Raw genomic sequence first — 26,420 nt, 5'->3', positions numbered from 1 at the left:
GCTTTGCACAAAAAAAACCTATAGAGTGACTTTTTTCAAAATGTCCACTCTACAGGTTCCTTGTTACTACTTCAGGTCCTTGCTGTATTCCCTCATCTGCACGCCGTTTTTATCGTCGTAGGCAATTAATACTAAGCCTAATTCATGTTCAAGCTGCTTTATCTTTTCCTTCTCATTTTCTGTGATATCGGCTATTTGATACATTATCCCACTCCTTGTTTAAAAGAATCATGGGATTATTATCACCTGATCTATTGGGATTATACGATACAAACAGTTAACATAAAGTTATAATCAATTAGTATTTTCGCTATTCTTTACGTTTAACTCGATAATATTTACCAGCTCCTCAATAATATCGTTTAACCTCATCATGCTTGTGTCTTTATTAAGGATTTGAGAAGTTTTATAAAGCAAAATTTCCTCTTGATCACTCATAAAAAAAGCCTCCATTCGATGTTAGTTCCCTAACGCCATTCCCTACTTATATATGTAATTTACACCTATTATACATCAGACCACCTTTATATGTAAATTACATATATAAAATATTCCTGAAACACAGGGACGGTTCTTGTGTCTCATTTTCTGACACACGAGAACCGTCCCCGTGTTTCACCCCTGTTTCAAAAAGGAACCTGTGTCTAAGACTCAAGTTCCCTCTACGATCTTATTTGCAGCTTTTCTCGCTCTCAAAAATCGGACTAGGTTTAAAACAATTACTTTTGAAACAGCGTAGGTTGGGACAGCCAAGACCATTCCAAGTACTCCGGCCAGATTGCCTGCAGCCAATAGAATAATGATGATCGTGGCCGGGTGTGTATCCAATGACTTGCCTAGGATCATCGGGGATAGGAAGTTCCCTTCTATTTGCTGAGCGACAAGGATGACGACGATAACCAATAAAGCTTTCGTTGGTGACTCAAACAAAGCAACAAGAACAGCGGGGGCACCGCCAATAATTGGGCCTACATAAGGAATAATGTTGGTAAAGGCAACAATTATCGCCAAGATTAACGCATACGGCAAGTCAATAATTAAATAACCGATAAAAGACAAGGTTCCCACTGCCAGGGCGACCATAACCTGCCCCTGGATGTAGGCAGACAATGTCTCCCCTGTTTCTTTTAAAATCTTTAGGCCTTCATCTCTGTAACCTGCCGGAAAAAATTTTGAAACGGCTTTTGGAAAATTATGACCATCCTTAAACATGTAAAATAATAGAAATGGTACTGTAACAAGAATAATAGCTAGATTAGTGACCATTCCAAACAAACCCAATAGTGCGTTCGTCAGTGTTTTAGGCAATGTATTTGCATATTCCATTAACCGTTGCTGGACTGTATCAATAATTTCACTTTGGGTATCCCGAAAGCTTTTAAACTCTGAAGACTTAACCATATTTTTTAAAAACTCAGTAGTCTCATGAGCAAAGACCGGCAAATTATTGGCAAGGTCCGTCGCTTGTTTAGACACAATCGGAACCAAGCTGCTAATCGCCAACACAATTAGGCCAATAAACCCGACATATATGATAAGGATTGAGGCTATTCTTGGCAGCTTTTTACGTTCGAGAAAATTCACTAACGGATTTAAAAGGAAATAAAGAAATCCAGTGATCAAAATTGGAAAGAAAACCGTTGAGAAAAAGACTCCTATTGGCTTAAACATAAAGGTGATTTTTGTTGAAACGAAAATAATCGATAAAATAAGCAAAATTTGAATGAGCCAGAATTGTAATTTTGATTTTGACACGGTTTGTACCCCTTGCCTCTATATTTGGGTTAAAGTATATCAAAGTATTGGAATAATATACAGTATATTCATATTGATTTTAATAGTTTTTCTATGTTCTTTTTAAAAATTATTGCTGATATAGGATCGACGACTCTACTTATCGCAGGAACTGCTCATAAATTTACAAATATGAAACCCTTCTTAATGAGCATTGGCTGGCTTCCTGCTGCAACTGGGGCGCATAGTGACTCAATTTTTTAATATAATAGCAGGTTTCTGGAAAATGATGGATTAAAAATCGTAACGTTTCCTTATTTAATAGCTTATTTCCTTTATATTTCATTGTCATCGCATAGATATACTTCTAACCAAAATACATGTTCTTCCCATAATGAAATCATATCTCCCGCCCCTTCCTTAGTTGCCCCTCACAGTAAATGTTATTGCTGGGCCGATAAGAAATGAACCATAGGGTTTAGAAAAATTCATTATTCCACCACATAAACAGCCACAAAAAGGAAAAAATAGAAATATCAATATTTTTAAGGGAGAATATTTTCTTGAAAAAAGCAGATAAAACACTGATAATTTTCATGGCCATTTTACCCTGGCTTAGCATTTCGTTATTGGGCAGGAAAACACTTAAAAGGTTTCTGCCAGGCGGCATTTTTATGAGCTTATATCTGATTGCAGAAGGAAGATTTGCGGAAAAGAAAAAATGGTGGTGGTTCCCTTATTCAGTCAAACCCAATGTTTTAGCAGAATTACCGTTAATATTGGGACCTTTCTTGGTTGGCTCCCTATGGATTTTAAAATTCACCTATGGAAAGTTTAATCTATACCTTTTGGTTAATATCATTATTGACTCCATTTTTACTTTCATAGGGTTGAATTGGTTAAAGAAAATAGGATATGTCTCATTAGTAAGACTAAATAAATTCCAACTATCCCTCGTATTTCTAATAAAATCATTCGTACTGTATGGATTTCAAATTGTCTATGAAAAATGCTTCCCTCAAAATGAAACATAGGACCGGTCCGAGATCACTGTGAAATGCCCCCTGTCCCGGGTTATTAAAGACAAAATGACCTTTGAAAATGGCTAAAATGTCTTTAACAAGGCTTATTATAGACAAAATTATATAAATTTTTCAACCTGAACATATCCTGACCCTACATAATAAAAAGGCCTGACACCTATTTTGCGCCAGGCCTTCACTTTATTCTTATTTTTCAAAAATGGCATTGGATAATAGTCGGAACAAGTAATCTGTATGATCACGGAAGCCGGCTTCTAATCCAATCAACGTTACGTCTTTATCCTGCTCTTTCACAATAACAGCCTGGCCCTTTGCTTCCGCTTTTTTATTAATCCAATGGCCAGCCATAAAGAAATCATCTTCGCTTCCTAAACTAGCAATTACTTCATCATTCCCTGTACCAGTATACCAAACGGGACGGTAAACAAAACCAAGATCATCCTTGCCGTACCCGGCAGATACCCCAGTTCCCGAATAATTTACCTTTACGATTCCGTTACTGTTAGAGCCCGCGGCATTAATGGTATCATCAGTAAGTCCTAGGGTTTTGGTTGCGCTCGATGCCCCTGCACCGACCGCAATATACTTTCCACCTTTACTTACAAAATCAGAAACATTGTTTTTAAAAGAATCAAACTGGCTGGCTGCCTGGAAGCCAAATTCTTTATTGGCAGCAGATAATCTTTCAGGTAAGTAGATGAGACTTTCTGTTCCGCTATAGACAAATACATCAAATCCACTTAAACCATTTTCAGCAACTTCTACAGGCGTCACTTCTGTTACAGCAAAACCAAGTCGTTTAAGGGCCAGCTTTGTACCGCTGTGGGACTGTTGTTTTCCCATGCCGCCGTCCTTTAAGATTGCGACTTTTATGCTCGATAGTTTAGCGCCATTTGTTGGTACCTTTTCAGTGCTTCCCACTTGGATGCCAGATGCCTTGACCGCTGCAGCAATTTGATTAGCTGCTGCCTCTACATAAAAGTCACCTTTTTCATCACGCTTCACAGATACGCCTTGCTGAAGTAGTGTATTTACTAGATTAACAGCTTTTATAGAAGTATTCGGTATAACAAAAGGTCCTTTTCCGGTAACCGCACCTTGATCTGTAACCTGATTAACCTTAGTTGTAACTACATTCACATCATTTTCCGTTGAAATAGCATCAAAGCCCCAAAGCTCTGGTAAGCTCCATGCCGAAATATCATACATTGCTGGTGTATCGTTTAAGATATCCTCTCCATCCCATAGCATCGTGTTAGCTAAACCGGCCTTGGCCTGATCCATTTTTACAATATAGGTTCCTTTTGGATAGTTTTTTCCATCAGTAGTAAAATCTTTTGCTGCCTGAACCACTTCAATATCGTTTTTCAGCAAATGATTAACGGCTTTATCCGTTACAGTCGGATCCTGTTCATTAACCGGCAGGATATAAGCTTTTGGGAAGAAGCCGTCCTTATGGAACGGATGGTCAAAGTTGATACCACGTTTAAACATTTCAATTTGATCGGTAATCATCGCTTGCTTATTCTCCGTAGCAAATTTCAGTGCACCCATAATGGCATCATACTGCCAGCGAACACCATCCCAATCGTTGGTTGGTGCTTCTAATGTATGACCATAAGCACCATGGTACATCGCATACATCGGAGTAAAAATTGGCGGATAGTCATCCCAACCTGCAGCATCATCGCGCTGTGGAACATAAACACCTTCCATGCTCTGATAAAGTGTCCCTTTAAAACTAGCTTTATCACCCATGATGTTGGCTTCCATTGCTTCAGCCTGCTGATAGGCCCATTTGTTATACAAATCATATTCATAGTTTGGATTATGCGGTGGTGTACAAGGTTCGATTAAGCCTTGATGGTTTGGAGCATAATTTTTCACATAACCATGTGTGTCAAGGAATACCATCGGATTCCATTCTTTAATCAACTCAACCGTTTCCTGCGTTTCCGGCTGTGATTGCGTGATAAAATCACGGTTTAAATCAATTCCTTCACCGTTAAAACGGGTAGCATTAACACGACCATCCGGATTTTGGACAACATTAAAAATTAGTATATTGTTAGCTAAAATTTCTTTTGTCTCTTGATCATCCTGTGTCGCAAAGCGTTCAATTAACTGAAGAACTGCATCGCTTCCTACAAACTCTGTTCCATGTATTGAACCATTGATCATAATCGGAACTTTAAAATCCGGGTTGGCGGCAATCCAGTCTTGAGCCTTGCTTGGATTTTTAAACATTTGTTTCCGTAATGCTTGTATTTTACCAAATTTTCCTTGTGTGGTTGGGTCTGCAATGGTGACAACATAAAGAGGATTCCCGTCTGCTGATGTTCCACGGACTTCAACCTTCACACGGTTGGATTGTTTCTCAATATCTTTTAGCTTCGTGCCGATTTGCGAGAACTTAACAAAATCATAGTTCTCACTATTAAACTTGCTTCCATCTTGTTCTTCATATGTATTAACGTTTGTCCACTTTTGCCCCTCAGCATAACCAGCTGAAAATGGAACAGTAGACACTAGACTAATAATCAACAAGCTTGCTGCGGCTTTTTTCTTTTTTTTCTTTTTCATTGATTTACCCCCTAATTATGTATATTTACTATCTTTATTGCATTTTTATTCTATTATCAATAAATAAAAATAACATCCTACTATTTTCCTGAATTGTAAGTGGATGGAGTGGGATTTAGTATCTATTATTATGAAACAGGCGTTTCCGCTGCTTAGCACCGCTAATGTTTGAGCAAGGAGGGGGTAATTTCATAATTAACCACTAAGAAAAAAAGAAGCCTGAGTCTAAGACTCAAGCTCCATCTACTGTATTATTCGCCGCTTTTCTTGCTCTATGCGCCAATACAACTTATTTAATGATAAAAATAGTAAATCCTCGAGTGATCTAAAAACATACCAACAATACTTCTGACGGTTATATTTTCTCTGACACCTTTAATCCCTGGACGCAGGCAGCAAATTCCTCACAATTAAATCAGGCCTTGAACACTGGATTCCTGTCTCAAATATCAATCATTCAAACCAATCATTATTGTGAAAATAATCCATCCCCTTGTAATCATCGCCATGCATAATAGGTAAGTTAATATATAGAAGAGTATAAATAATCGTAGTTAAATAGATAGATAAAAAGATAGTTTCCATTCCAAACACCTCATTAGTCATTAAAAATTATAGATCAATCAGGATTAAAAAACAGTCAAAAAAAGCTTGGTCTAGGAACTCCTAAACCAAGACTTTTTTGAGTTTATTCATTTTATTGTGCAATAGCCAATGGAATTAATTGTTTAATGCGCTCTTCCGCTTTATATTCAAATGGTTTCGGAAGTGTTTTTACAAACTTAACAGTTGCCTGAAGATCTTCTGGGCCAACTTCTAAATCTGTTGCAAGATCTTTAATACCATATTTGACATTACCGTACATATAGTTGTTAACAACCACTGTATATTCTTTATTTTTGTCAATCCTTGAACCATCCGGCAAGAAGATATCTGCGACTTTACCTGTATTTCCATCCCATGTGTACTTAAAACCGGCAACATGAAAATCTAATCTGTATGTTTGTGTCCCATCTGTCTCAGTAAACGGAGTAATTTGGTTATTTAGAACCGTTTCCAAATCTGAACCGCTAAGCTTTACTTTATTTAACACATTGCCGAAAGGCTGGATTGAGAAAAGGTCGCCAAACGTTACTGTCCCCGCATCAAGATTTGCCCGGACACCGCCGCCATTCATTAAAGCAAAATCCGCATTCATTTCGGCCTTCATTCCATCCGCAATCATATTTCCAAGTGCAAAATCGCCTGTTACTGCACTAGGATAAGCTTTATCTAAAGTTGTTTTAGACTCCCCAACTTCTTCTGCTTTAATTGGAGCAATCTTTTCCTCATACTTCTGCATGATCGCAGATACCTCTGGGTCCGGTTGGTAATCTTTTTGGAGTACCGTTACAATCTCTGCTTTCTTGTCCACAATGTCCCCGCTTACTGGGTCAAGTTCAAGATCGACATCGGAAAAAGCAGAACCATATGAATAAGCCTGTACGATAAGCTTGTTATCTACTACTTTATTAACCCCGACATGGTTATGCGCAGCAAAAATAACGTCTACCTCATCATCGATATTTTCAGCAATTTTTGAAGCATCATAGGAATCTGAATTACCTGTTTGGGTTGTTGGATTATGCGCGAGCACCACAATCGCTTTGATACCTTGCTTCTCTAATTCAGCCGCATATTTGTTTATGGCTTCTGCTTCATCAGTGATTTGAAGATTTTCGTTTCCTTTAGAAACAATCATATTAGGTGTTTCTTGTGTCACAACACCGATAAATCCAATCTTTTTGCCGCCAATTTCTTTTATTGCATAAGGTTCGGTAATTAATTTTCCGGTTGAATTATCATACACGTTCGCTGCTACTACTGGGAAATCCATCCCTTTATAGCCAGGACTACCTTTTGGATGGTCGCCGCCATGGATCATGCGCTGTAATTCTGCGATTCCTTCATCAAATTCATGGTTCCCTAATGTACCAACATCAAATTGCATGGCATTCATCACTTCAACAGTTGGCTCATCTTGGAAAAGTGCGGAGATGAGCGGGCTACCGCCAATCATATCACCAGCATGAACTAAAAGAGTATTAGGGTTTGTTGCTTTACGAAGTTTCATCGCCGCTGCTGTGTACTTCATATTACCTGCTAGCTCTGTTCCAACTTTTGTACTTGTATCAAGCTGCCCATGTAAATCGTTTAAGCCTAGTAATTGTACTTTTATCGGACTTAGATTTAACTTGAAGATTCCAAAACCCTTGTCATCTGTTTTGTTTGTATAAGTGATATTGCTGCCTTGGTTAATATAGCCTTCTGCATTAGGAGATGTAGTAAACGTAACATTAACATCGCCATCGATTGGAGCAATCGACCAATTGTTATCAGCAGTAGGCATAATCTCTTTCATTTCAGAGATATAATCCATTAAGATTTGACGGTTCTCATCAGCAGAGTCGACTACTAGTTCACTTCCTTTTAGACCCGGGAAGTTACCGCCGCCACCAGCACGGTAGTTGTTTGTCACAACAATAAAGTCTTGATTTGGATCCACCGGTTGGCCGTTATAAGTCAAGTTAATAACACGGTTTGCATCTGGATTAATCAGTTTCCCAGTTGAATCGTACTTTGCAGGTTTTGTTATATCGATTTGATAGTGTACACCGTCAATGACATCAAAGTTATAACCAGGGAACGTCGGGTTTAATAGGGGCTGCTCGTCCGTTTTTGCCGGATCAATCTGATTGAATTTCCCGGCAGACATTTCAATCCATTCTTTAACCACTGAGCCTTTTACCTTTATCGCCTTTAACGTGTTGTCATAAAGGTATAAATCGCTAGCGCTTCGGATGGTCAAATCCCCTTTTTTAATTTCGGTATATTCTGCAGGCCCATTCCCGCCGGCCTTGAATGGGGCTCCCGCAGAAAGGATTGGCACATCTTTATATTCTGGTTTACTTTGAGCGATGTACTTTTCGGCATACCATTTTTGAGCATTCGTTACAACTTGAATAGAAGGATCATCCTGAACTAATGAAAAGTAACTGTGGATATCATCAGTTGTTTTACCGATTGGTGTATTTACATAGTTAACGGTTGCCTCGTGATCGGCTTTTAACAGATCGGAAATAGTTGGATCAGGCTTAACAGTGCTCTCTGTTTTCGTCTTACCGGTAGCAGAATCCTTTACATCCTTATAGGTCTCACGGGTGGAGGATTGCGAATTAACCACAGACCATTTGCCTTTTTCTTTCTTCAGCTGAAGATCGATTAGTCCTAAGGAACCGCCGCCGTAACCCGCTTGTACTGCAGGAACACCATTAATGGTACCCTTTGCGTTATCCACTCCTGGTAAAGGTTTTTTGTCAGCACCTAAAAACGAACTATCGAGAGCTGCTTCCGACTTAGCAGGGAACAACTTATGAGTATGAGAAAAAGTAATGGCGTCTATGCCAGGTACTTCACTTAATGAGTAAATCACATTTTCCGTACTTGCCTTATCACTGTTAAATCCAGAATGCGTCAAAGCGATGACGATATCAGCCCCTTGTTCTCTCATCTGTGGGACGAATTTTTTTGCCGTTTCAACAATATTTTTGGCAATGACATTACCGTCTAAATTGGATTGATCCCAGTCACTAATTTGTGGAGGAACGAATCCGATATAACCAATTTTAATCACATGCGTTTTACCCCTCTCATCGATTACCTTTTTATTGATAATGCGAAATGGAGTATATTTATTAATATCATTTTCTGGATTTTGATCATGATCATCCATATATACATTTGCATTTATAACGGGAAAGTTGGCATCATCATATACTTCATCTAGAAAGTCCAAGCCGTAATTGAATTCATGGTTTCCGAGTGTAGCCATATCGTAACCCATTTTGTTCATGGCTTTAATGGTAGGATGTAGTTCACCCTCTTTTATTGGTTCAATTTTTGCTTTGTAAGTTCCTAGAGGAGTACCTTGGATTAAGTCTCCATTGTCTACTAAAATACTATTTTTCACTTCTTGTCTTGCTTGTTTTACGAGTGTGGCAGTCTTGGATAAACCTACCTTCTCATAAGGGGCATCCTTAAAATAATCATAAGCTAATAGATTTGTATGAATATCAGTCGTTTCCATGAGACGCAAATTTACAAGGTCTTTATTGGATTGCTTTGCTAGAACGTTTACTGGTATGTTTTTATTTTGTAATTCTGCTGCATTCACTTGTGAGGAAAGCAGCGGCACTGCCATAATGGTCAAGGCTAAAGAAACTGAAAGTATTCTTTTCGGCCCAAATGTTTTTCTTTTTTTCATTCTAAATCACCTTTCTTGTGAAAGTAGTTTTTGAACAGATTTTACTAGACTTACAGTTAGTAGTTTAACAAGCTAATATTTATTTCTTGTATTTATTGTGTTAATTAAGTGTAAATCTGCGCTCTTTACAAAAATTTTACATAGGATTTATAGGGTTTTATTCATTTTTGGCAAATTCTATACATAAGAAACCTAAAAGGGGGAATTCGTTCATGAAACGTAAAAGAACCTATTTTATGATTGAAGATTTGGTGTTTGAAGTTGAGAAACCGGAAATTCCGGTAAAACATATAAAAAAAACACAGATTAAAATTGAAAATGAGGAATATAAAGAATTACGAAAAGAATTCAATGAAGATGTTTATCATATTGTAAAGACACCTGATGGGTGGGTAATTTCAGAAAAAGAGTAACATAAGTTATTTTTTTCCACACACAAAAAAACCTAGATAATTCATCATTATCTAGGTACTCTTTCTTAGAGAATATCTCGTTTTAAAGAATTTTTAAGCAGTTTAATTTCTCCATTTGGTTTAGGAAATTCACTAATGTTTTCATATTTTTCGTCCCTATTTGGATTGGTTGAATCTTCAAGCACATATTCCTTAAACGAACAGCTAAATAGTTTACGCGCGATTCTTCCTTTTTCTCCAATTAGGTTGAACCAGCTTTGCCTAACATAAAAAGGGTTCGTTAATATTCTATCAATAATAAAAGAAATGCTGTCCTTTTCTTCCTCTGATGTAAATTTTATTTTTGAAGAAAGGGCTAAGATAAAATAGTTTTTTGACTTATCTACTTCCAGTAATTGAAGATGGTACCTCTCACGCTGCTTTTCATTGAAGTCCTTTAGTACCATTTCGATACTTTTATCAATATCTATTTCAAATTTACCCGCATCTCTCCAGCACGATACTCGTGGATCAAATAAAGACAGTGTTAGTATATAATATGCTGCATAGTTTTTGTGATCAAATACTTCATTGCGTTTTTTTTCATCTTCCGGTACTACAATAAATTTTTTATAGTCTGCAAAAAAATGATCCATCATATCATACACCTTCTTTCAAACCTTAATAGAATGGTTGAAAACAGTTTTTCTCCTTATCTTTCTACATATCTTTTATATTTCTTTTTTAAAACTTAAATTCCTGCTTATTATTACATAAATCCACATTAAGCATGGTTTTTACTAAAAAAGTCCTATCACCTGATCAAAAAATGTCGTAATAAGGGTTACAAAATGATCCCGATAGCATTTGCCATCGGGACCCTCTACCTACTTATTAAATTACTTTTTCCTCCAAGCTCAATTCATCTTCCTTTTTACGAGAAAATAAATGGGCAAGGGCCTCTGGCAGGGCAATCATCGCTGGCAAAAAGACCGGAAGCAGGATAAAGCATAGGACGACAAGACCTGTGATGACGGCTATTGCCAATTCACCCAAGAGGATAATTCCGGATGGCATTAGTGTAGCAAAGGTGCCACCGAGTATAATGACTGCCGATATAATGACTCCACCTGTATGTCTGGAAGCCAAAACGATTGCCTCTTTTGGCGACAGCTGTTGATATTCCTTATAGCGCATCATTAAGAATATGCTATAGTCCACTCCCAAGGCTACAATGATGATGAAAGAGAAGAATGGAACAAAGGAAGAAATACCGGCATATCCCAGCCAATCTATGAAAATATAGTTAATGATAAACATTGCAGTATAATAGGCTCCTAAAAGGGACGCAGTGATGAAAACTGGTGTCCAGAACGAACGTATGACTAAGAACAAGACAAGTAATACTCCGATAATGACGATCGTGGTTGCTTTATTCAAGTCACGGCTCAAGATATCGTTCATATCATTCGTTGTGGCGCTTGGTCCTGACACCCCCGACTTGGCATGTGAAAGATTTGTGCCTTTTAGTCCATTCGAAACAGCTTTATTGATCTTATTGATTGTGTTTAAAGCATCTTTAGAATAAGGGTCATTCTCTAACACAATCGTCATCTTCGTAATTTTTCGATCATTGGACATGAACACGTCTAATGACTTTTTAAAGTTTTCATCCGTCAATGCTTCCTTCGGGATAAAGAAGGTTTTACTTGTATTAAACTGTGTTAAGAAACCATTCGTCTTTCCTAAACCGGCAGAAATTTGCTGTAAACCACCGTTTACTTCTGATAGCTTTTGTCCAAACGTACTGAATCCATTGAGACCTGCTACAAGCTGCTGCTGACCTGACTTCATCTGGCCAAGTCCATTGGTGACACTATTCATATTAGTTACGATTGTACCTATTCCCGACGAAGCTTTCCCTAGGCCATCTTCCAGCTTTTTCAAACCATCCGCCATCTGGGATAAGCCGCTGCTCATGCTGGCAAGATTATTATTTGCTGTAGCGAAACCAGCCGTTACTGCATTATAATTTTCATTTAATGTGTTGATTCCTTCAGGTGTAATTTGACTTAAAGACGATGATACCTGATCAATTGTTTGCTTTAGTGCTAGGTAATTGGTGTCATTACTCGAATTTGAATAACTGCTGCCTAAAGCATCCACCATGGTCTGCATTTGCGTGAGTGCGCTTTTTACACCAAGCAGTGCCTGTGCTGCACCTTGGTAGTGGGTTCCCAGCTCAGTGTAGCCAGCCTGCATTTTTCCATAATTATCTGCTAACACCGCTACTCCACTGCTCATCTTTGACAAATTCGTTTGGATGGCAGCAATGCTGCTCATAATCGTTTGGGAATTGCTTGATCCACCATCTATTCCGGATTGGATTTGCTTTAATCCATTTGTTAGGGCGGTCATACCTTCTTGAAGCTTTGCTGTACCATCCACCATTTGGTTAACCTGTGAAAAGTCCGCAGATCCCAATTTTTCTTGAGCAAGCTTCAAGCCATCATTTATTTGATCCACACCATCTTGAGTTTTTGAAATACCATCCGTTACAGACCCCATTTGACTGTCGACGTAAAAACCAGCAATTGGCTCACCTTGAGGTTGTGTTGCTGAAGAAACCTGCTTAACCCCATTAATACTCTTGATTCTCTCGGTCAAATCATCAAGGACGGCAAGTGACTCATTATTATCTAGTGTTTTATTATTTTCAATGACAACAGTAGCTGGCATTGCCTGGCCTTTGCCAAAATGTGCCGCCACAATATTAAATCCTTTGGAAGAAGGATATTTATTACCAAGTTCTCCAATGGTATCAAAGTTGAGCTTTTCCTGATGTAAATACACCATTGGCCCTATGATCAAAAGTAATACAACGACTGTTATAATAGGATGCTTTGTTCCAAAGGAGGATGTTTTCCCCCAGAACTTGTTTTCCTTATGGCCCAATACATTCTTTGAAGGCCAGAAGAGCTTCTTGCCTAAAACTTTCATAATGAATGGTGTTAAGGTCAAAATTTCAAGCAATAGTATGGTTACACCTATGACGACAACCACACCGGATTTATAAATTGGTGATTCGGCAAAAACGAGAGCAAGAAACGCGATAAATACCGTTAGAATACTATACGCAATCGTTTTACCCGCCGTTTTATAGGTGATTACGATGGAATCATCAATCGAGTTACCATGGGATAGTTCCTCCCTAAATCGATTGAAAAGAAGGATGTTGTAATCTGTGCCGATACCAAAAAGAATGAGTATAAGAAGCATTTGGGTCAGACTTGTTATCGGAAACCCTGCTTTATCAATTAATTGAGCGGCGATTCCCATCGAACTTAAATAGGAAAAGGCTACTGCTATTAAGGAAATAAAAGGTGTAACTACTGACCTGAATGCAAGGATAAGGACAACTAAAATAAAAATAACGGTCAATGCAGCACTCTTCTCGACTCCTGCTTGTGATGCCTTCAAATAATCATTATTGATAAAATCTTCACCGCTAAGATAATATTCAACAGGTACTTTACTAAGCTTGCTGTCTAGTTGTTTTTTGATATCATCAATTTCTCTTGCTTTCTTATCGAGCTTGAAGCTCACCATCAGTGTGGTACCATCTTTAGAAATTAAAGAGCTTTTTGCTTCAGGTATACTGAAAGGATCAATCATGTCTGCAATACCCAGCTCTGAGCTGTCATCGCTTATGGCCTTTACAGCATCACCAATTTTTTTCATGTCATCATTAGAAATTTTATGTTTATCGTAAAAAACGATAATGTTGTTTGTACCTTTAGTGGTCTCCATCTTTTTCAGGATCTGGTCTGCGATGGCTGAAGGACTGTCATTACTCGTTCCTTGCTGTCCTTTTTGTCGCAATATGGCATTGATATCCGGTTGAATGGCCGTAAGCAATATGGTCGCAATTAACCAAATGGCAAATATTGCCCAACGTCTTTTTATGATTGTTTTCACCTTGCAGCTCCCTCCCATGTTGTTTTTTAATGCTTAAGTTCCCTGTTGGTTTCTCTCGGAAAGTATAAAACATCAAAAAATCCTTTTTCACAATAGTCACTATAGCAAGGTGGAAAGATGGGTTCAAAGAGCAAAAAAGAACGAGCGTGTTAAAATAATACATTTAAAGTAATTTGTATTATTAATTCATCACCTGATTAAAGATTTCGAACAACTCGTCTTTCTGGTAATTATATTCTTTACTCATCCAATTCTGTAAAATGGTCATAAATGAAGTGGCATATAAGTCACAAATGACATCAGGATACTTCGACTGATTGATCTTTTTAGAAATGGGATCGTTTTCTGTTTTGGAATGTTCCCGTATAATATCACTTGCAATTTTCACCATGCTTTTGAATAAAATATGTCCATCAGACCCTAATAAAGTATTTTCAAATAACACGGAATTTTTTTCTACATAATCAACAAGTAGTTTAAATGGGTCAGCATTCGATTTTTTATTCAAATGAATAATCTCTTCAGATAAATGATAAATAAAATCTTTGAGTAAACTGTATTTATCTTCATAATAACGATAAAACGTGGTGCGATGAATTAAGGCATCATCACATATTTCCTGAATCGTGATGGACGAAAATCGTTTCGTTTGCAGAACATGAATAAAGCTTTGGATGATTTGGCGTCTCGTGCGTTCGGTTGTATAGTTCATAGTGCACATTCCTTATATTCATTTTTTGAGGATAATCGAAATATTAGCGAAATCTATTGTATGGTTATATTTCAATAGATAGCAAGACAAGAACAGTCCTACACCATGCGTAGGCTTAAAAAACTGTCAAAAAAGGCCCAAAGGTATTCCTTAGAGCCTGTTAAGTAATTTAATTTAGTTTTATAATACTTTCACCAAGAACCGAAGTTCCCCAAAGCAATTCTAAATGATCTTTGTCCCCTACTGGTCCAACGCCTTCAGGAGTACCCGTAAAGATTAAATCTCCTTCCCCTAATCCAAAATTTAGGGCAATGAAATCAATTATGGTCTGCAAATCAAAGATCATATTTTTTATGTTCCCTTGCTGTACAGTTTTCCCATTTATAAGAAGAGAAAAATCGGTCTTCATCATTTCTTCTATCCCTGGAAAGAAGATGAATTTGCTCACAATAGCTGAGTTCGGAAATCCTTTTGCCAATAGCCATGGCTGGCCTTTTTTCTTAAGTTCACTCTGAACATCCCGTAAGGTAAAGTCGATGCCAATGGCCATACTGTCGACTATTTCCTCTACTCTCATCCCTTTTTCATAGGATTTTCCTATCCTTATCACTATTTCTGTTTCAAAATGGATAGAACCTCGATTTCCAGGCAGTAAAATTTCCTGACCAACAGCTTCCGCCAAGGCATGAGTAGGTTTGGAAAAAATAATCGGAGAAGTCGGCACTTCATTTTGCAGTTCCTTAGCATGCTCAGCGTAGTTTCGACCGACGCAGTAGATATTAGAAATCTTATTCATGACAATCCCTCATTTTATAGTAATTATTAAAACTTACTCTTACATCAACTATACAACAAGGAATCGCTTAAAACATGCTCAACCGATATTTTTTTGACAAAAGTTCCAGTAGTTTAAGTCCAGCCACACTGTTCCCTTTTTCATCCAAAGCGGGACCGAAAATGCCAATACCAAATTTACCAGGTACAGACCCCATGATTCCCCCTGATACCCCACTTTTAGCCGGGATGCCTATTTTTATGGCGAATTCTCCGGAGGCATTATACATTCCACACGTAACCATAAATGTTTTGCAAATTCTCGCTACATCGTCAGGCATAATTCTTTTTCCGTTAAGTGGATCAACACCATCCATTGCAAAAATCATCCCAATTCTTGCTAAATCCAAACAATTCATTTCCACCGCACACTGTTTGGTGTATAAATCTAATAATGTTTCAACATCCTCAGTAATGATTTTATGCTGTTTTAAAAAATAACAAAGCGCCCGGTTTAAGTCTGCCGATTCAAACTCCGAGCGGGCTACCGTCTCACTATAGCCAATGGCAGGGTCGCCTGCCAATTCCCGGATAAAGCCTAATAACCGATTGAACCGCTCCTCTACTGAATCCCCTTTTATCATATGAGTTACGACAAGTGCCCCGGCATTGATCATCGGGTTTAACGGTTTGGCTGGAGCCATGGTTTCCAACTTTGCAATTGAATTAAACGGGTCACCGGTTGGTTCCATCCCAACCCGTTCAAACACGTAGTGAAAGCCATTTTCTATTAAAACCAATGCTAAGCTAATAACCTTTGAAACACTTTGCAAGGTAAACTTTTTATCAATATCTCCTGCAGAGATACATCTTCCGTCTGGATAGTTTATCGCAATCGACAACGCATGAGGATTTGCTTTACCCAGCTCGGGAATATAATCTGCGACTTTTCCATCTTTTGTACACCGTTTTGCTTCTTCCACTAATCTCTTTAATTCGTCACTTGATTGACATGGCATTATTCATCACCCGTAGTATATGCACCTTTAAATTTATTTTTTTGATAAGCCATTCCATTCTATTCGATACAAATCATGTCTCCGGTCACGTAATTGTCGCATCGAACCGGAACTCCGCGATCGTCTCAATTTCTCAAGGTCAACATCGCCAACCACGACGGTATCTACGTTCGCATCACATTCCCCGACAATCCCGTCCCTTGCGAACTCAAAATCGGCCGGCGAGAAAATGCCAGATTGTGCATATTGAATATCCATGTTTTCTACATGGGTTAGATTGCCCACAGTTCCGGCAATACAGGTATAAACTTGGTTTTCGATGGCACGGGCCTGGGCACAGTAGCGTACCCGAAGATAGCTTTGCCGATCTTCTGCACTAAAGGGGACAAAAATAATATTGGCGCCCTTTTCAACTGCAATTCGTGAGAGTTCAGGAAACTCGATGTCGTAGGATACCTGGATTGCAACTTTTCCACAATCTGTATCAAATACATTGATCTCATTTCCCTCAGCGATTCCCCACCACTTTTTCTCGTTAGGTGTCACATGAAGCTTCGATTGTTTTTCAATCGTGCCGTCCCGGCGGAAAAGAAAACCGACATTGTAAATATCTCCATCTTCTTCGATAAAATGAGTTCCGCCGACTATATTGATGTTATATCTTACAGCAAGCTGCGTAAACAGTTCTATATATTGATCTGTAAAGGTCGAAAGCCTCCTTACTGCCCGGTCTGGCCTTTTTTCTTCAAGAAAGGACATCAATTGGGTCGTGAATATTTCTGGAAACACCGCAAAATCGGAACCAAAATCAGCGGCAACGTCCACATAATATTGTACTTGTGTACTGAAATCCTCATAAGAGTCAATTTTCTTCATCATATATTGGACGACGCAAATTCTAACGGGGAATGATGTACGATAAATACGCTTTGATTTTGGCCGATAATCGACATTATTCCATTCCATCAAGGTGGCCATTGAATCAGATGCTTTGTCGTCTGGAAGGTAGCTTGTATTAATCCGTTTAATTTTAAAGCCTTGCAGAAGCTGAAAGGATAACACAGGATCATAAATGTTATGCTTCTCCACTTCCTCTACATATTGCCTTGCTGTCATTTCATCCTTGTATTTGTGATAGTTTGGGATTCGTCCGCCAATAATGATGCTTTCTAGATTTAAACGAACGGCAAGCTCCTTTCGAGCCTCATAAAGACGATGGCCTAATTTCATGCGCCGGTATTCGGGATCGACCATCACTTCAATCCCGTATAAATTAAGTCCACTTGGGTCGTGATTCGTGATATACCCATGGTCTGTAATGGTGTCCCAGGTGTGCTGGTCATCGTATTCGTCAAAATTGACGATAAGGCTTGAACAGGACCCTACGATTTTGCCCTCATATTCCACACAAATCTGCCCCTCAGGGAAAATTCGAATATGGCTAAGCAGTTGCTCCCGCTTCCATGGGTCCATGTTGGGGAAGCAAACTTTACCCAGCGCAATAATATCATCTATGTCTTCAATATGGATGTTGCGAATCTCAATTTTCTTCTCGTATTTTGACATATCTGTCTCTGACATGGTTTTCACAACCTTTTCTTATTGGAACGTATGTAGTTAATCTATTTAAATGCTTTTTTAACTTAAAAGGGTGCATATTAAATTTTTTCCTGAGTTGCGTATTTCATACAATAGTGTGACATTCCTTAACAAACGTTGAAAAGTTAAAAAAATAATGACTAAAGTCATATATCACTGTTGACGAAGGTGACTATATTCGAATTTCCGGTGACCTTATAATCAAGTTGTAAATAAGAAAAAGAAAAACAAAATGAAATTGAAAATAAACTCACCAGAAAAGGAGAATGAAAAAATGAACGGTTTAGCAATGTATGGAATATTTTTTGTGATTTTTGGATTGGTATTTTGGAGACGTACGAGGGCGATGGTTCGTCCGGTTCAAGGGTCGGGGATCAAAATATTGCTCCCGATGGTCTTTTTACTTCCGGGGTTTTCTGCACTTTTGCAATTTCAATTGCACTTAAAAGTTTGGGAAATTGGCGTTGCAGCTTTAATCGGAGTATTACTTGCAGTGCCGCTTATTTTTACAACCAACTATGAAATTCGTAATGATGGAAAGATTTATGCACAAAAAAATAAAACCTTTTTTATCGCACTGATTGCCGTTCTCGTAATTCGAATCGCATTAAGACAATTTATTTCAGGCATCGATCCAATCAGTCTAAGTATGCTTTTCTTTACTGTTGCTGTAAGCTATGTTGTTCCGTGGAGAATTATTTCCTTTGTTAAATTTAGAAAGGTAAAACAGGCACAAATGCTTGGCGAAGAGATCGTAACGATTAAAGCATAACTTTTTCTTAGCAAGCTGGGCACGACATTTTATCGATGAATGTCGTGCCTAGATTATTTTAATCATCTAGTCATTTTTTCAAAAAGCACCTATTTTTCTGCCATTAATTAATTTTGGGATAAGGTAGATGGGACATGGGAATAATGAAAGGTGTTCGTGAAAAAATCACTGGAAAGGAGAGATTTACATGCCACAAGGAGCTACGGAAACAAGCACCTTAAAGGTTGGTGACCAGGCACCTGATTTCACCTTGGAAGCACATGGCGGCCGCAGGGTTACTTTGAGTGAATTCCGCGGAACAAAAAATGTATTTCTTTGTTTTTACCCTCTAGATTGGACCCCAGTTTGAGGCGCGCAAATGCCTTCTTACGAGGATGATTTACCTCGTTTTGAAGAGTTCGATACCCAGGTCTTGGGTATTTCAGTAGATAGTGTCCACAGTCATGATGCATGGCAAAAATCAATTGGCGGCATTTCCTACCCGCTTTGTTCCGATTTTTATCCGCATGGAGAAGTTTCGGAAAAATATGGAGTCCTTCGTAAAAACAAAGGCGAGGCTGCATATGGGGCTTCCGAACGTGCCCTGTTTATCATTGATAAAGAAGGTATTGTACAGTGGATTGATGTCCATCCACTTGATCGGCAGCCTGATAATGAAGAGCTGTTTGATGTTCTGCGAAAACTTTAAATGATCTTAAGAGAGTAAAATAAGGAGGATGGGTATGGAACTCTCAAGAAAAGCCATCCCATATACACCTAGCAGTAAACCGCTTCATGAAATGACCATTATGATTGTTTCAACTTCTGGCGTCCATTTGAAGGAGCAGGAACCTTTTAACACGAATCCGTCAGAAGGAGATGCGACCTTCCGCATTATTCCAGGAGATGTTGATTCCAAGGATTTAATGGTCACCCATGCGGCCCCAAAGGAGCATTATAATACTGATGCTCCTAACGAGGATATTAACTGCGTTTTCCCTATCGACCGCCTACGGGAAATGGTTGATGAAGGAGACATCGGCGGAGTAGCAGAAAAACATCTAACCATGATGGGCTATTCCATGAGATTGAATAAAATTAATAATGAAACCATTCCCGCGCTGGTAAAAGAAGTCGTCCGTTCCAAAGCGGATGCAGTACTCTTAACTGCCGGCTGACCGCTCTGTCATCGCACTGTAGTTACAGTGCAGCGCGGCATTGAATCACAGGGAATTCCGACAACATTAATTACCTTGGACGTTGAACAATCCAGTTTGATGAGGCCGCCTCGTGCGATCCATCCAGTTGGATTCGAATTCGGCCATTCATTGGGAAAGCCTCATGATAAAGTAACACAAATGAAAGTATTACTGGCAGCACTGGCAGAGCTAAATGAAAGACAAGAGCCGGGGCACATTCATGATGCTCATTTTCCAACATATAATTGAATTAAAGAAGGGTCCGCAAAAGCAGGCCCTTTTTCAGTTTTTTCAAATTGTACTTTGGACTAACTCGTTTGATTCAAGCATTGCGATTAACCGGGATTCGGACACTTCCCCCCTTTTTTCAATCAGTTTTGTCCGAAGGTTGTTCAGGTTCGCACACTTCCTCCTCTTTTAACAGGACCTCCCCGCTCCGCTGAAAGTAATTACCCGGCGCGGAAATCTACAAGCAATTTAACAGGGACAATCAATAATAAACAGGTAATTTAGATTAGACAAATTAAAAAATTGCCGAGAAAAAGACTCTTTCTCGACAATAAAAGCCGCCACAAATGGCGGCTTTACATTTTAGTGTTGAACCTGCTTTTGCTGCTCCATTACCTTCTTGTGTGAAGGAAGGAGGAACGTAGCCAGTAAGTTTGCGATTGCGATAAAGAACACGAGAATAAACACAAGGTGCATACCATGAGCGAGAGCCTCTTGAATCAACGTCATGACGTTTGCAGGAAGTTTATTGACAGCGTCTGAGCTTAAGAGATTGTTAATATTGCCGCCTCCGCTCCATGCTCCGTTTGAATGTTCTTTTCCAAACTGAATGAGTGAGTTGTTAAAAATAGTTCCAAACACAGCAATTCCCACCGTTTGTCCGATTGACCGGGTAAATGAGTTAGAAGCGGTTGCCGCCCCACGCATTTGCCAGCCTACTGCAGCTTGAACAAGTACAGTTGTCGGGGTTGTCGCGTACCCCATACCAAGACCGATCACAATCATAATCCCTACAAAATACCAAAATGGGGAGTCAAGTTCCACTGCCAGTAACCATGTTCCGCCAAGGGCAATCAAAACAGCACCAATGACGGCAGTTAACTTTGAACCGATTTTGTACATATAACGTCCAGCAAAAGTGGCACCTAAAGGCCATGCAATCGACATTGGCATCAGCGTAAGCCCTGAGCTTGTCGCACTATGTCCAAGAATGGTTTGAATCCACATTGGCAAATAAACGTTCACTCCTATAAGTACAGCACTTGCCAGAAAACCGATAAAATTTGAAACAAGAATGACTGGAATCTTGAATAACGATGGCGGAAGCATCGGTTCCTTCACCTTGGTTTCAATATAGCCAAACAGCACAATAAAGATCACCGCAACAGCAAACAGTATATAAATTGTAGCTGAATTCCATGCATATTTTTGCCCTGGGCCCGCATTTAGTAATGCATATAAAAGAGTCGAAATCCCGATTGTAAACGTAACGGCTCCAAGATAATCAACTTTACGTTCCTTTTTCAATTCAACTGTTTCGTGGAAGAAGAAGGTGATTAAGATTATGGACACTAACCCAACCGGTAAATTAATGTAGAAAATCCACCGCCAGCTGATTTGGTCAACGAAGAAGCCGCCTACCAATGGACCGAGAAGTCCCGCAATTCCCCAAATTGAGCTAAACACTCCCTGCATTTTTGCACGCTGTTCACCTGGGTAAAGGTCACCGATAATCGTAAAGGTTAACGGCATGACCGCCCCTGCTCCAATTCCTTGAAAAGCACGGAACCAAATTAATTGATGCATCGTCTGAGCAGCGCCTGACAACATCGAGCCAGCTACAAACAAAATAACCCCTGTCATAAAAACTTTCTTTCGGCCGAATAAGTCAGCTAATTTTCCATAAATCGGTGTTGTTACAGAAGTGGTGAGAGTATAGATGGCAAACACCCAGCTGATTAATTTTAACCCGCTAAGGTCACTGACAATCCGCGGCATAGCGGTACTGACAACCGTGACATCAATGGCGACGAGTAAAATCGCAACCAGCATCGCAACAGTAACCATTTTACGATTCGTAGTTGTTTTTGGCATGTTTTTTATCTCCTTATATTTGCTTAAATCAGGGCAATCCCTATATTTATCAAGTAATTGACTAAATTATTTTAAGTTATCATTGTATTTTAGTCAACAACTTGACTAAAATTATAGATAGTCAATTATACGGAGGTTTATATGGAAAATTTAAAAACAAACATTACTTTAGACTTTATGAGAATATCTAATCTTTTAAGCAGATATGGAGCAAAAATGGTCGCCGATGTTGGATTGACCAGCATCCAGCAATGGGTGATTCTGAGAACGATCATTCAAAAGGGAAGTATTTCCATCGGTGATCTAAAAGAAGAAATGCTTGTCACGAAACAAAATATGACAGGGATGATCAACCGCCTGCAGCAATCCAATTTAGTAACACTCTATCAAGACCCTGAAGATAAAAGACGAACTCGTGTGAATATCACTGAGGAAGGACACCGAGTCTATGAGCAATTGAGTTCGTTACGAAATGATTTTAATGCCCAGACTTATCATATTTACAATGACCAAGAAATCGTGGTGTTAAGCGATTTGCTTGGCCGGCTCGTGGAGCATTTGAAAGAGGATTAATAGAGCCTGAATAAAAAAAGACCGCAGGTGCAGAAACACCATACAGTCTAAAAAATTTAAAACCTATATTATTTGAATAGAGCCGAACTCACCGTGAGGATGGTTTACTAATTTATATCTTCTGTATTCAGATTCTAGCTTTCTTAGTGTCATTCCATAAAGGTTTTGATCTTCTTTATTATATACGTTAAGGAAAATTAGTTTATTAATAAGTTTTTGTCGCTTTTTTTCGTCGTTATTTCTCATTAGAAACACTCCTTTGATTTTACAAAAAGCTTACAATAGCCGTTGGTTGATAAATTCATTATAAACTGATAATTCCTATCTGTAAAGTATGAATTAAAAATTTATTAAGAAGGAGCACAACCATTCTGGCGTTGAACCAAAAAAAGACCGGGTGTCACTTCATGAACCGGTCTTTTTATAAAGTGGATTAGTGAGAATCCTTCATCTCAATGGTGTTCTGAGTTTGTACCTTAAAGTACTCTCCTTTTTTCATGCTGATATGGCCTGATTCATAGGGCTTATTGTCAATGGTGAGATATACTTTTGCCGTTTGATAATATTGACCTAATGTATTAACAACGCTTTGAAGAAGCATTTCTTCATATGCTGCTCCAGCTGACATTTCATCCCTAAAGGCCTGATTCAAATCGATATACACAATTCCATCTTGGTTTAAATATAAGCTGTTAATCTCCGTATTTTTCGAAAAAACAACTCCCAATTGATTGTTTATTGGCTCCTTGTAGGCCTGCGCCAAAACTTTCCTCGTAATGTCATTGGTATAAAACTTTATTTGCTTGCTTTTAATATAAAGCTTTCCGTCATCAATATTCGGGTAAAAGAAGTTGATGTTCTGCACCAACGGCACATTATCCTCTATTTTAGTTAGTGTGGAGGATATTTCAGTACCGCCAGATACAAAAATAGATTTAACTAAACCAACGTTTTTAGCATAATAATCAATGGTTCTATCTTTTGTATTTTTTGTGGTAACTTCGATAGCTTTATAGTTCCCTGTTGGCGTTGTAATATCTACTGCCGTATTCGTGATTGTTCTCACTCTTCCATCCTTTATTGACCAAGTAGTCCCCTTTGTTAATGGGGTCATCAAAATGACTTCTTTTTCATCATTGTTAGCTTTAAACAGATTTTCTCTGTAGTAGGTTTCTCCTCTTGAGAAGACTTTAGTAAGCTTGCCATCCTTAAGTTCCAATACATTGACCAAAACGGTACCGCCATTATCGATTCTTTGTTGAGCTTTTTCTTCAGAAATATAATCATTGTAAACATCATAAGAGGCAAATTCGTTTCCTGTTCCTTCATATATATATCGAGTATTTTTCTTCATAGGATAATAATCATTAATGGTTTCTGAATTTGTCGTTGGTTCTTTATCACCATTATTATTGTCGGAAGTGCCATTATTGTTCTTATCATTATTGTTGGCGGTGCTATTGTTCTTGCTGTTGTTATTTTCGGCGTTGTTGTTTCCGATTTGAATACCGCAACCTGCAAGGTTTCCAATCAAAATGACGAAGGCAAAGAAGACAATCAGCTTTTTCATATCAATATCCCCTTTTCTATTTCTAGAAGAGCCATATTACAAATCCCCCTTTCTTTAAAGTATTCAATTTTGCTTTCAAATATAAGCCTTTTGGGATAAAGCAAAGGGACGGTTCTCGTGCATCAATAAAATGATGCATGAGAACCGTCCCCGCGTTTCAGCCACTGGTGTTGGTTACCTTCTCTTTTGATAAAGCTTGTTTAAATTGCTCGATTAGGATTGGAACGATTTCAAAGGCGTCGCCGACAATGCCATAATGACAGTTCTGGAAAATCGGGGCTTCTTTGTCTTTATTGATGGCAATGATTAACCCGGAGTTTTTCATTCCGACGATATGTTGAATCGCACCGGAAATTCCAATCGCAAAATAAATCTTTGGCGTTACCGTCACACCAGTTTGCCCGACTTGATGGGCGTGGTCAATCCAGCCTGCTTCTACTACATCGCGGCTCGCACCAACCGCGCCTCCTAGCGTTTCCGCCAATTGGTGGATTAACTGAAATCCTTCGTAACTACCTAACCCTTTTCCGCCCGCAACAATGATATCCGCTTCGTCGATTCTTACTTTCTTTACCGTTGCCTTAACAATCTCCAAGACTTTCGTGCGAATATCTTCTTCCTTTAAAGCTATGGTCTCTTCCACTATCTTACCTGTTCTCCCTGGCTGTGGAGGCAGCGCCTTCATGACTTTGGAGCGAACCGTCGCCATTTGCGGCCGGTATTTTTTACAAAGAATGGTTGCCATGATATTTCCGCCGAAAGCTGGCCTGCTCGCCAATAGCAACCCTGTTTCCTCTTCCACATCGAGTTCCGTCGTATCCGCCGTCAAACCTGTCGGCAGGTCGGTGGCTACCGCGCTTGCCAGGTCTTTTCCGGTCGACGTGGCCCCAAACAGGATAATTTCTGGTTTATGTTTATCGCTGCATTCTAGCAGTGCCTTCATATAAGATTCTGTCCGGTAATGTTTAAAGATGGGTTGGTCATAGACATACACGGTATCTGCCCCGTATTCAAATACTGTGTTTGTTAAATGCTTAACATTTTCTCCGATTAAAATACCCGCTAATTCTACTCCCCGTTTGTCTGCCAGCTTTCTTCCGGCACCCAAAAGTTCAAGGGATACGGATGCAACCGCTCCATCTTTTTGTTCTATGAATACCCAAACGCCTTTGTAATCTTGGAAATCCAATTACAGCCCCTCCTTTGTTTCAAAGAGTTCTTTCTTTTCAAAGAGGACAGAGAGCAATTGCTCTACTTGTGCCGTTGGGTTACCTTCAAATAACGTTCCCCCAGATGGTTTTTGCGGAGCCCATACTTTGGAGACAATTGTTGGCGATCCCTTTAAACCAAGCTGCTTAATATCTACATCCTCCAAGTCATCAACCGACCAGATATGCGGTTTATATCTAGCAGCCTTTAGCATGTTGGGAAGCGGAGAGTACGGCACTTCATTGATTGTTTTCTCAACAGAAAACAAGCACGGCAAGGTCGACTTCACGACTTCATAGCCATCCTCCAACTTGCGATGGACAATGGCATATCCTTCTTCTTGATTGATTTCCTCTACCTTGTTCACCGAAGTCAGCGGTGGAATATCAAGCCTTCTTGCTATTCCAGGTCCGACTTGCCCGGTATCTCCATCGATGGACATTTTTCCGCAAATAATCAGATCTACTGGCTTCGTTTTTGAAATTTTTTCAATCGCCTTTGTTACGGCATAACTCGTTGCCAATGTATCTGCCCCCGCAAACCGGCGGTCCGTGATTAAATAACCTTCATCAGCGCCTATTTCAATGCACGTTTTAATCGCGTTAACCGCGGGAGGCGGCCCCATCGTCACAACGGAAACGTGTCCTCCATACCTATTCTTTATACGAACCGCCTCTTCAACCGCATGGGCATCATACGGATTCAAGATTGCAGGCGCCGTCCTCCGGTCCATCGTGTTTGTTTTTGGATTCATCTTGATAATTTTGGTGTCAGGTACTTGCTTAATACAGGCTACAATGTGCAGCATTTAATCCCTCCTTTTATTGTAGAAGCAAATGGCGGTGCCATTACTTAACCTTCTATATGAAACTCTCGGT

General features: G+C 39.1%; 23 protein-coding genes and 1 pseudogene. 7 read left to right on the top strand and 17 right to left on the bottom strand.

Annotated features, from left to right (window positions below):
* Positions 1-66: 66 nt before the first annotated feature.
* The 3 genes from ACFPA1_RS03425 to ACFPA1_RS03415 form a co-directional block, all read right to left on the bottom strand.
* Positions 67-204 (bottom strand): hypothetical protein, encoded by a 138-nt coding sequence (locus ACFPA1_RS03425; RefSeq protein WP_378581283.1) that lies wholly within the window; start codon positions 202-204, stop codon positions 67-69.
* A gap of 90 nt (positions 205-294) precedes the next feature.
* Positions 295-438: a hypothetical protein gene (locus ACFPA1_RS03420; protein ID WP_213140591.1), complete on the bottom strand. Its 144-nt coding sequence runs from the start codon at positions 436-438 to the stop codon at positions 295-297.
* Between the two features lie 213 nt (positions 439-651).
* Positions 652-1,755, bottom strand: coding sequence for an AI-2E family transporter (locus ACFPA1_RS03415; RefSeq protein ID WP_213140592.1), 1,104 nt, complete (start codon positions 1,753-1,755; stop codon positions 652-654).
* Between the two features lie 542 nt (positions 1,756-2,297).
* Between ACFPA1_RS03415 and ACFPA1_RS03410 the strand changes: the two genes are divergently transcribed.
* The gene (locus tag ACFPA1_RS03410) at positions 2,298-2,768 is read left to right on the top strand and encodes a hypothetical protein (RefSeq protein WP_378581282.1); all 471 of its coding nucleotides are present in this window, start codon (positions 2,298-2,300) and stop codon (positions 2,766-2,768) included.
* A gap of 195 nt (positions 2,769-2,963) precedes the next feature.
* Here the strand turns inward: ACFPA1_RS03410 and ACFPA1_RS03405 are convergent, their stop codons facing one another.
* The 3 genes and pseudogenes from ACFPA1_RS03405 to ACFPA1_RS03395 form a co-directional block, all read right to left on the bottom strand.
* Positions 2,964-5,360, bottom strand: a complete 2,397-nt coding sequence (locus ACFPA1_RS03405) for a M14 family zinc carboxypeptidase (protein ID WP_378581281.1) — start codon at positions 5,358-5,360, stop codon at positions 2,964-2,966.
* 296 nt (positions 5,361-5,656) lie between these two features.
* Positions 5,657-5,764: pseudogene (locus ACFPA1_RS03400) on the bottom strand (hypothetical protein); the annotation flags it as partial.
* Between the two features lie 293 nt (positions 5,765-6,057).
* A complete protein-coding gene (locus ACFPA1_RS03395) occupies positions 6,058-9,663 on the bottom strand; it encodes a bifunctional 2',3'-cyclic-nucleotide 2'-phosphodiesterase/3'-nucleotidase (protein ID WP_378581280.1) in 3,606 nt (1,201 codons plus the stop codon).
* Between the two features lie 212 nt (positions 9,664-9,875).
* On the opposite strand from ACFPA1_RS03395, the gene ACFPA1_RS03390 reads away from it, so the two are divergent.
* Positions 9,876-10,076: a hypothetical protein gene (locus ACFPA1_RS03390; RefSeq protein WP_213140596.1), complete on the top strand. Its 201-nt coding sequence runs from the start codon at positions 9,876-9,878 to the stop codon at positions 10,074-10,076.
* A 65-nt stretch (positions 10,077-10,141) separates the two neighbouring features.
* On the opposite strand, the gene ACFPA1_RS03385 is transcribed toward ACFPA1_RS03390, so the two are convergent.
* From ACFPA1_RS03385 to ACFPA1_RS03360, 6 genes are all read right to left on the bottom strand, one after another.
* A complete protein-coding gene (locus ACFPA1_RS03385; RefSeq protein WP_213140597.1) occupies positions 10,142-10,714 on the bottom strand; it encodes a hypothetical protein in 573 nt (190 codons plus the stop codon).
* Between the two features lie 235 nt (positions 10,715-10,949).
* A complete protein-coding gene (locus tag ACFPA1_RS03380; protein WP_378581277.1) occupies positions 10,950-14,033 on the bottom strand; it encodes an MMPL family transporter in 3,084 nt (1,027 codons plus the stop codon).
* Between the two features lie 181 nt (positions 14,034-14,214).
* Positions 14,215-14,745, bottom strand: a complete 531-nt coding sequence (locus ACFPA1_RS03375; protein ID WP_213140599.1) for a TetR/AcrR family transcriptional regulator — start codon at positions 14,743-14,745, stop codon at positions 14,215-14,217.
* Positions 14,746-14,914: 169 nt separating this feature from the next.
* Complete coding sequence (locus ACFPA1_RS03370; RefSeq protein ID WP_378581275.1) at positions 14,915-15,541, bottom strand: fumarylacetoacetate hydrolase family protein; 627 nt, start codon at positions 15,539-15,541, stop codon at positions 14,915-14,917.
* A 67-nt stretch (positions 15,542-15,608) separates the two neighbouring features.
* Positions 15,609-16,538 carry a glutaminase A gene (gene glsA, locus ACFPA1_RS03365; protein ID WP_378581273.1) on the bottom strand — a complete coding sequence of 310 codons (930 nt, stop codon included), beginning with the start codon at positions 16,536-16,538 and terminating at the stop codon, positions 15,609-15,611.
* A 33-nt stretch (positions 16,539-16,571) separates the two neighbouring features.
* Entirely contained in the window at positions 16,572-18,119 is a 1,548-nt protein-coding gene (locus ACFPA1_RS03360; RefSeq protein WP_378581271.1) for a bifunctional GNAT family N-acetyltransferase/carbon-nitrogen hydrolase family protein, read from the bottom strand.
* A 292-nt stretch (positions 18,120-18,411) separates the two neighbouring features.
* Here ACFPA1_RS03360 and ACFPA1_RS03355 point away from each other — a divergent pair, with 292 nt between their 5' ends.
* The 4 genes from ACFPA1_RS03355 (at position 18,412) to ACFPA1_RS03340 (ending at position 20,336) form a co-directional block, all read left to right on the top strand.
* A complete protein-coding gene (locus tag ACFPA1_RS03355; RefSeq protein WP_378581269.1) occupies positions 18,412-18,909 on the top strand; it encodes a CcdC family protein in 498 nt (165 codons plus the stop codon).
* A 187-nt stretch (positions 18,910-19,096) separates the two neighbouring features.
* Entirely contained in the window at positions 19,097-19,597 is a 501-nt protein-coding gene (locus ACFPA1_RS03350) for a redoxin domain-containing protein (protein WP_241113659.1), read from the top strand.
* A gap of 34 nt (positions 19,598-19,631) precedes the next feature.
* Entirely contained in the window at positions 19,632-20,066 is a 435-nt protein-coding gene (locus ACFPA1_RS03345; protein ID WP_378581267.1) for a glycine/sarcosine/betaine reductase selenoprotein B family protein, read from the top strand.
* Between the two features lie 27 nt (positions 20,067-20,093).
* The gene (locus ACFPA1_RS03340) at positions 20,094-20,336 is read left to right on the top strand and encodes a hypothetical protein (protein ID WP_213116164.1); all 243 of its coding nucleotides are present in this window, start codon (positions 20,094-20,096) and stop codon (positions 20,334-20,336) included.
* Positions 20,337-20,678: 342 nt separating this feature from the next.
* On the opposite strand, the gene ACFPA1_RS03335 is transcribed toward ACFPA1_RS03340, so the two are convergent.
* On the bottom strand, positions 20,679-22,190 hold the full coding sequence (locus ACFPA1_RS03335) for an MDR family MFS transporter (protein ID WP_378581265.1): 1,512 nt from the start codon (positions 22,188-22,190) through the stop codon (positions 20,679-20,681).
* Between the two features lie 141 nt (positions 22,191-22,331).
* Between ACFPA1_RS03335 and ACFPA1_RS03330 the strand changes: the two genes are divergently transcribed.
* A complete protein-coding gene (locus ACFPA1_RS03330) occupies positions 22,332-22,763 on the top strand; it encodes a MarR family winged helix-turn-helix transcriptional regulator (protein ID WP_213140606.1) in 432 nt (143 codons plus the stop codon).
* Between the two features lie 63 nt (positions 22,764-22,826).
* Here the strand turns inward: ACFPA1_RS03330 and ACFPA1_RS03325 are convergent, their stop codons facing one another.
* From ACFPA1_RS03325 to ACFPA1_RS03310, 4 genes are all read right to left on the bottom strand, one after another.
* Positions 22,827-23,009, bottom strand: coding sequence for a Fur-regulated basic protein FbpA (locus ACFPA1_RS03325; protein ID WP_378581262.1), 183 nt, complete (start codon positions 23,007-23,009; stop codon positions 22,827-22,829).
* A 187-nt stretch (positions 23,010-23,196) separates the two neighbouring features.
* Positions 23,197-24,333: a GerMN domain-containing protein gene (locus tag ACFPA1_RS03320; protein ID WP_378581260.1), complete on the bottom strand. Its 1,137-nt coding sequence runs from the start codon at positions 24,331-24,333 to the stop codon at positions 23,197-23,199.
* 157 nt (positions 24,334-24,490) lie between these two features.
* Positions 24,491-25,522 (bottom strand): electron transfer flavoprotein subunit alpha/FixB family protein, encoded by a 1,032-nt coding sequence (locus ACFPA1_RS03315; protein ID WP_378581258.1) that lies wholly within the window; start codon positions 25,520-25,522, stop codon positions 24,491-24,493.
* Positions 25,523-26,350 carry an electron transfer flavoprotein subunit beta/FixA family protein gene (locus tag ACFPA1_RS03310; RefSeq protein ID WP_213140610.1) on the bottom strand — a complete coding sequence of 276 codons (828 nt, stop codon included), beginning with the start codon at positions 26,348-26,350 and terminating at the stop codon, positions 25,523-25,525.
* Between the last annotated feature and the right edge of the window lie 70 nt (positions 26,351-26,420).

This window comes from Neobacillus sp. GCM10023253, assembly GCF_042653105.1.
In the GTDB taxonomy this organism is placed as follows: domain Bacteria; phylum Bacillota; class Bacilli; order Bacillales; family Cytobacillaceae; genus Neobacillus; species Neobacillus citreus.
Note: the sequence above shows the minus strand (reverse complement) of the source record. Positions and strands in the feature narration are given on the sequence as shown.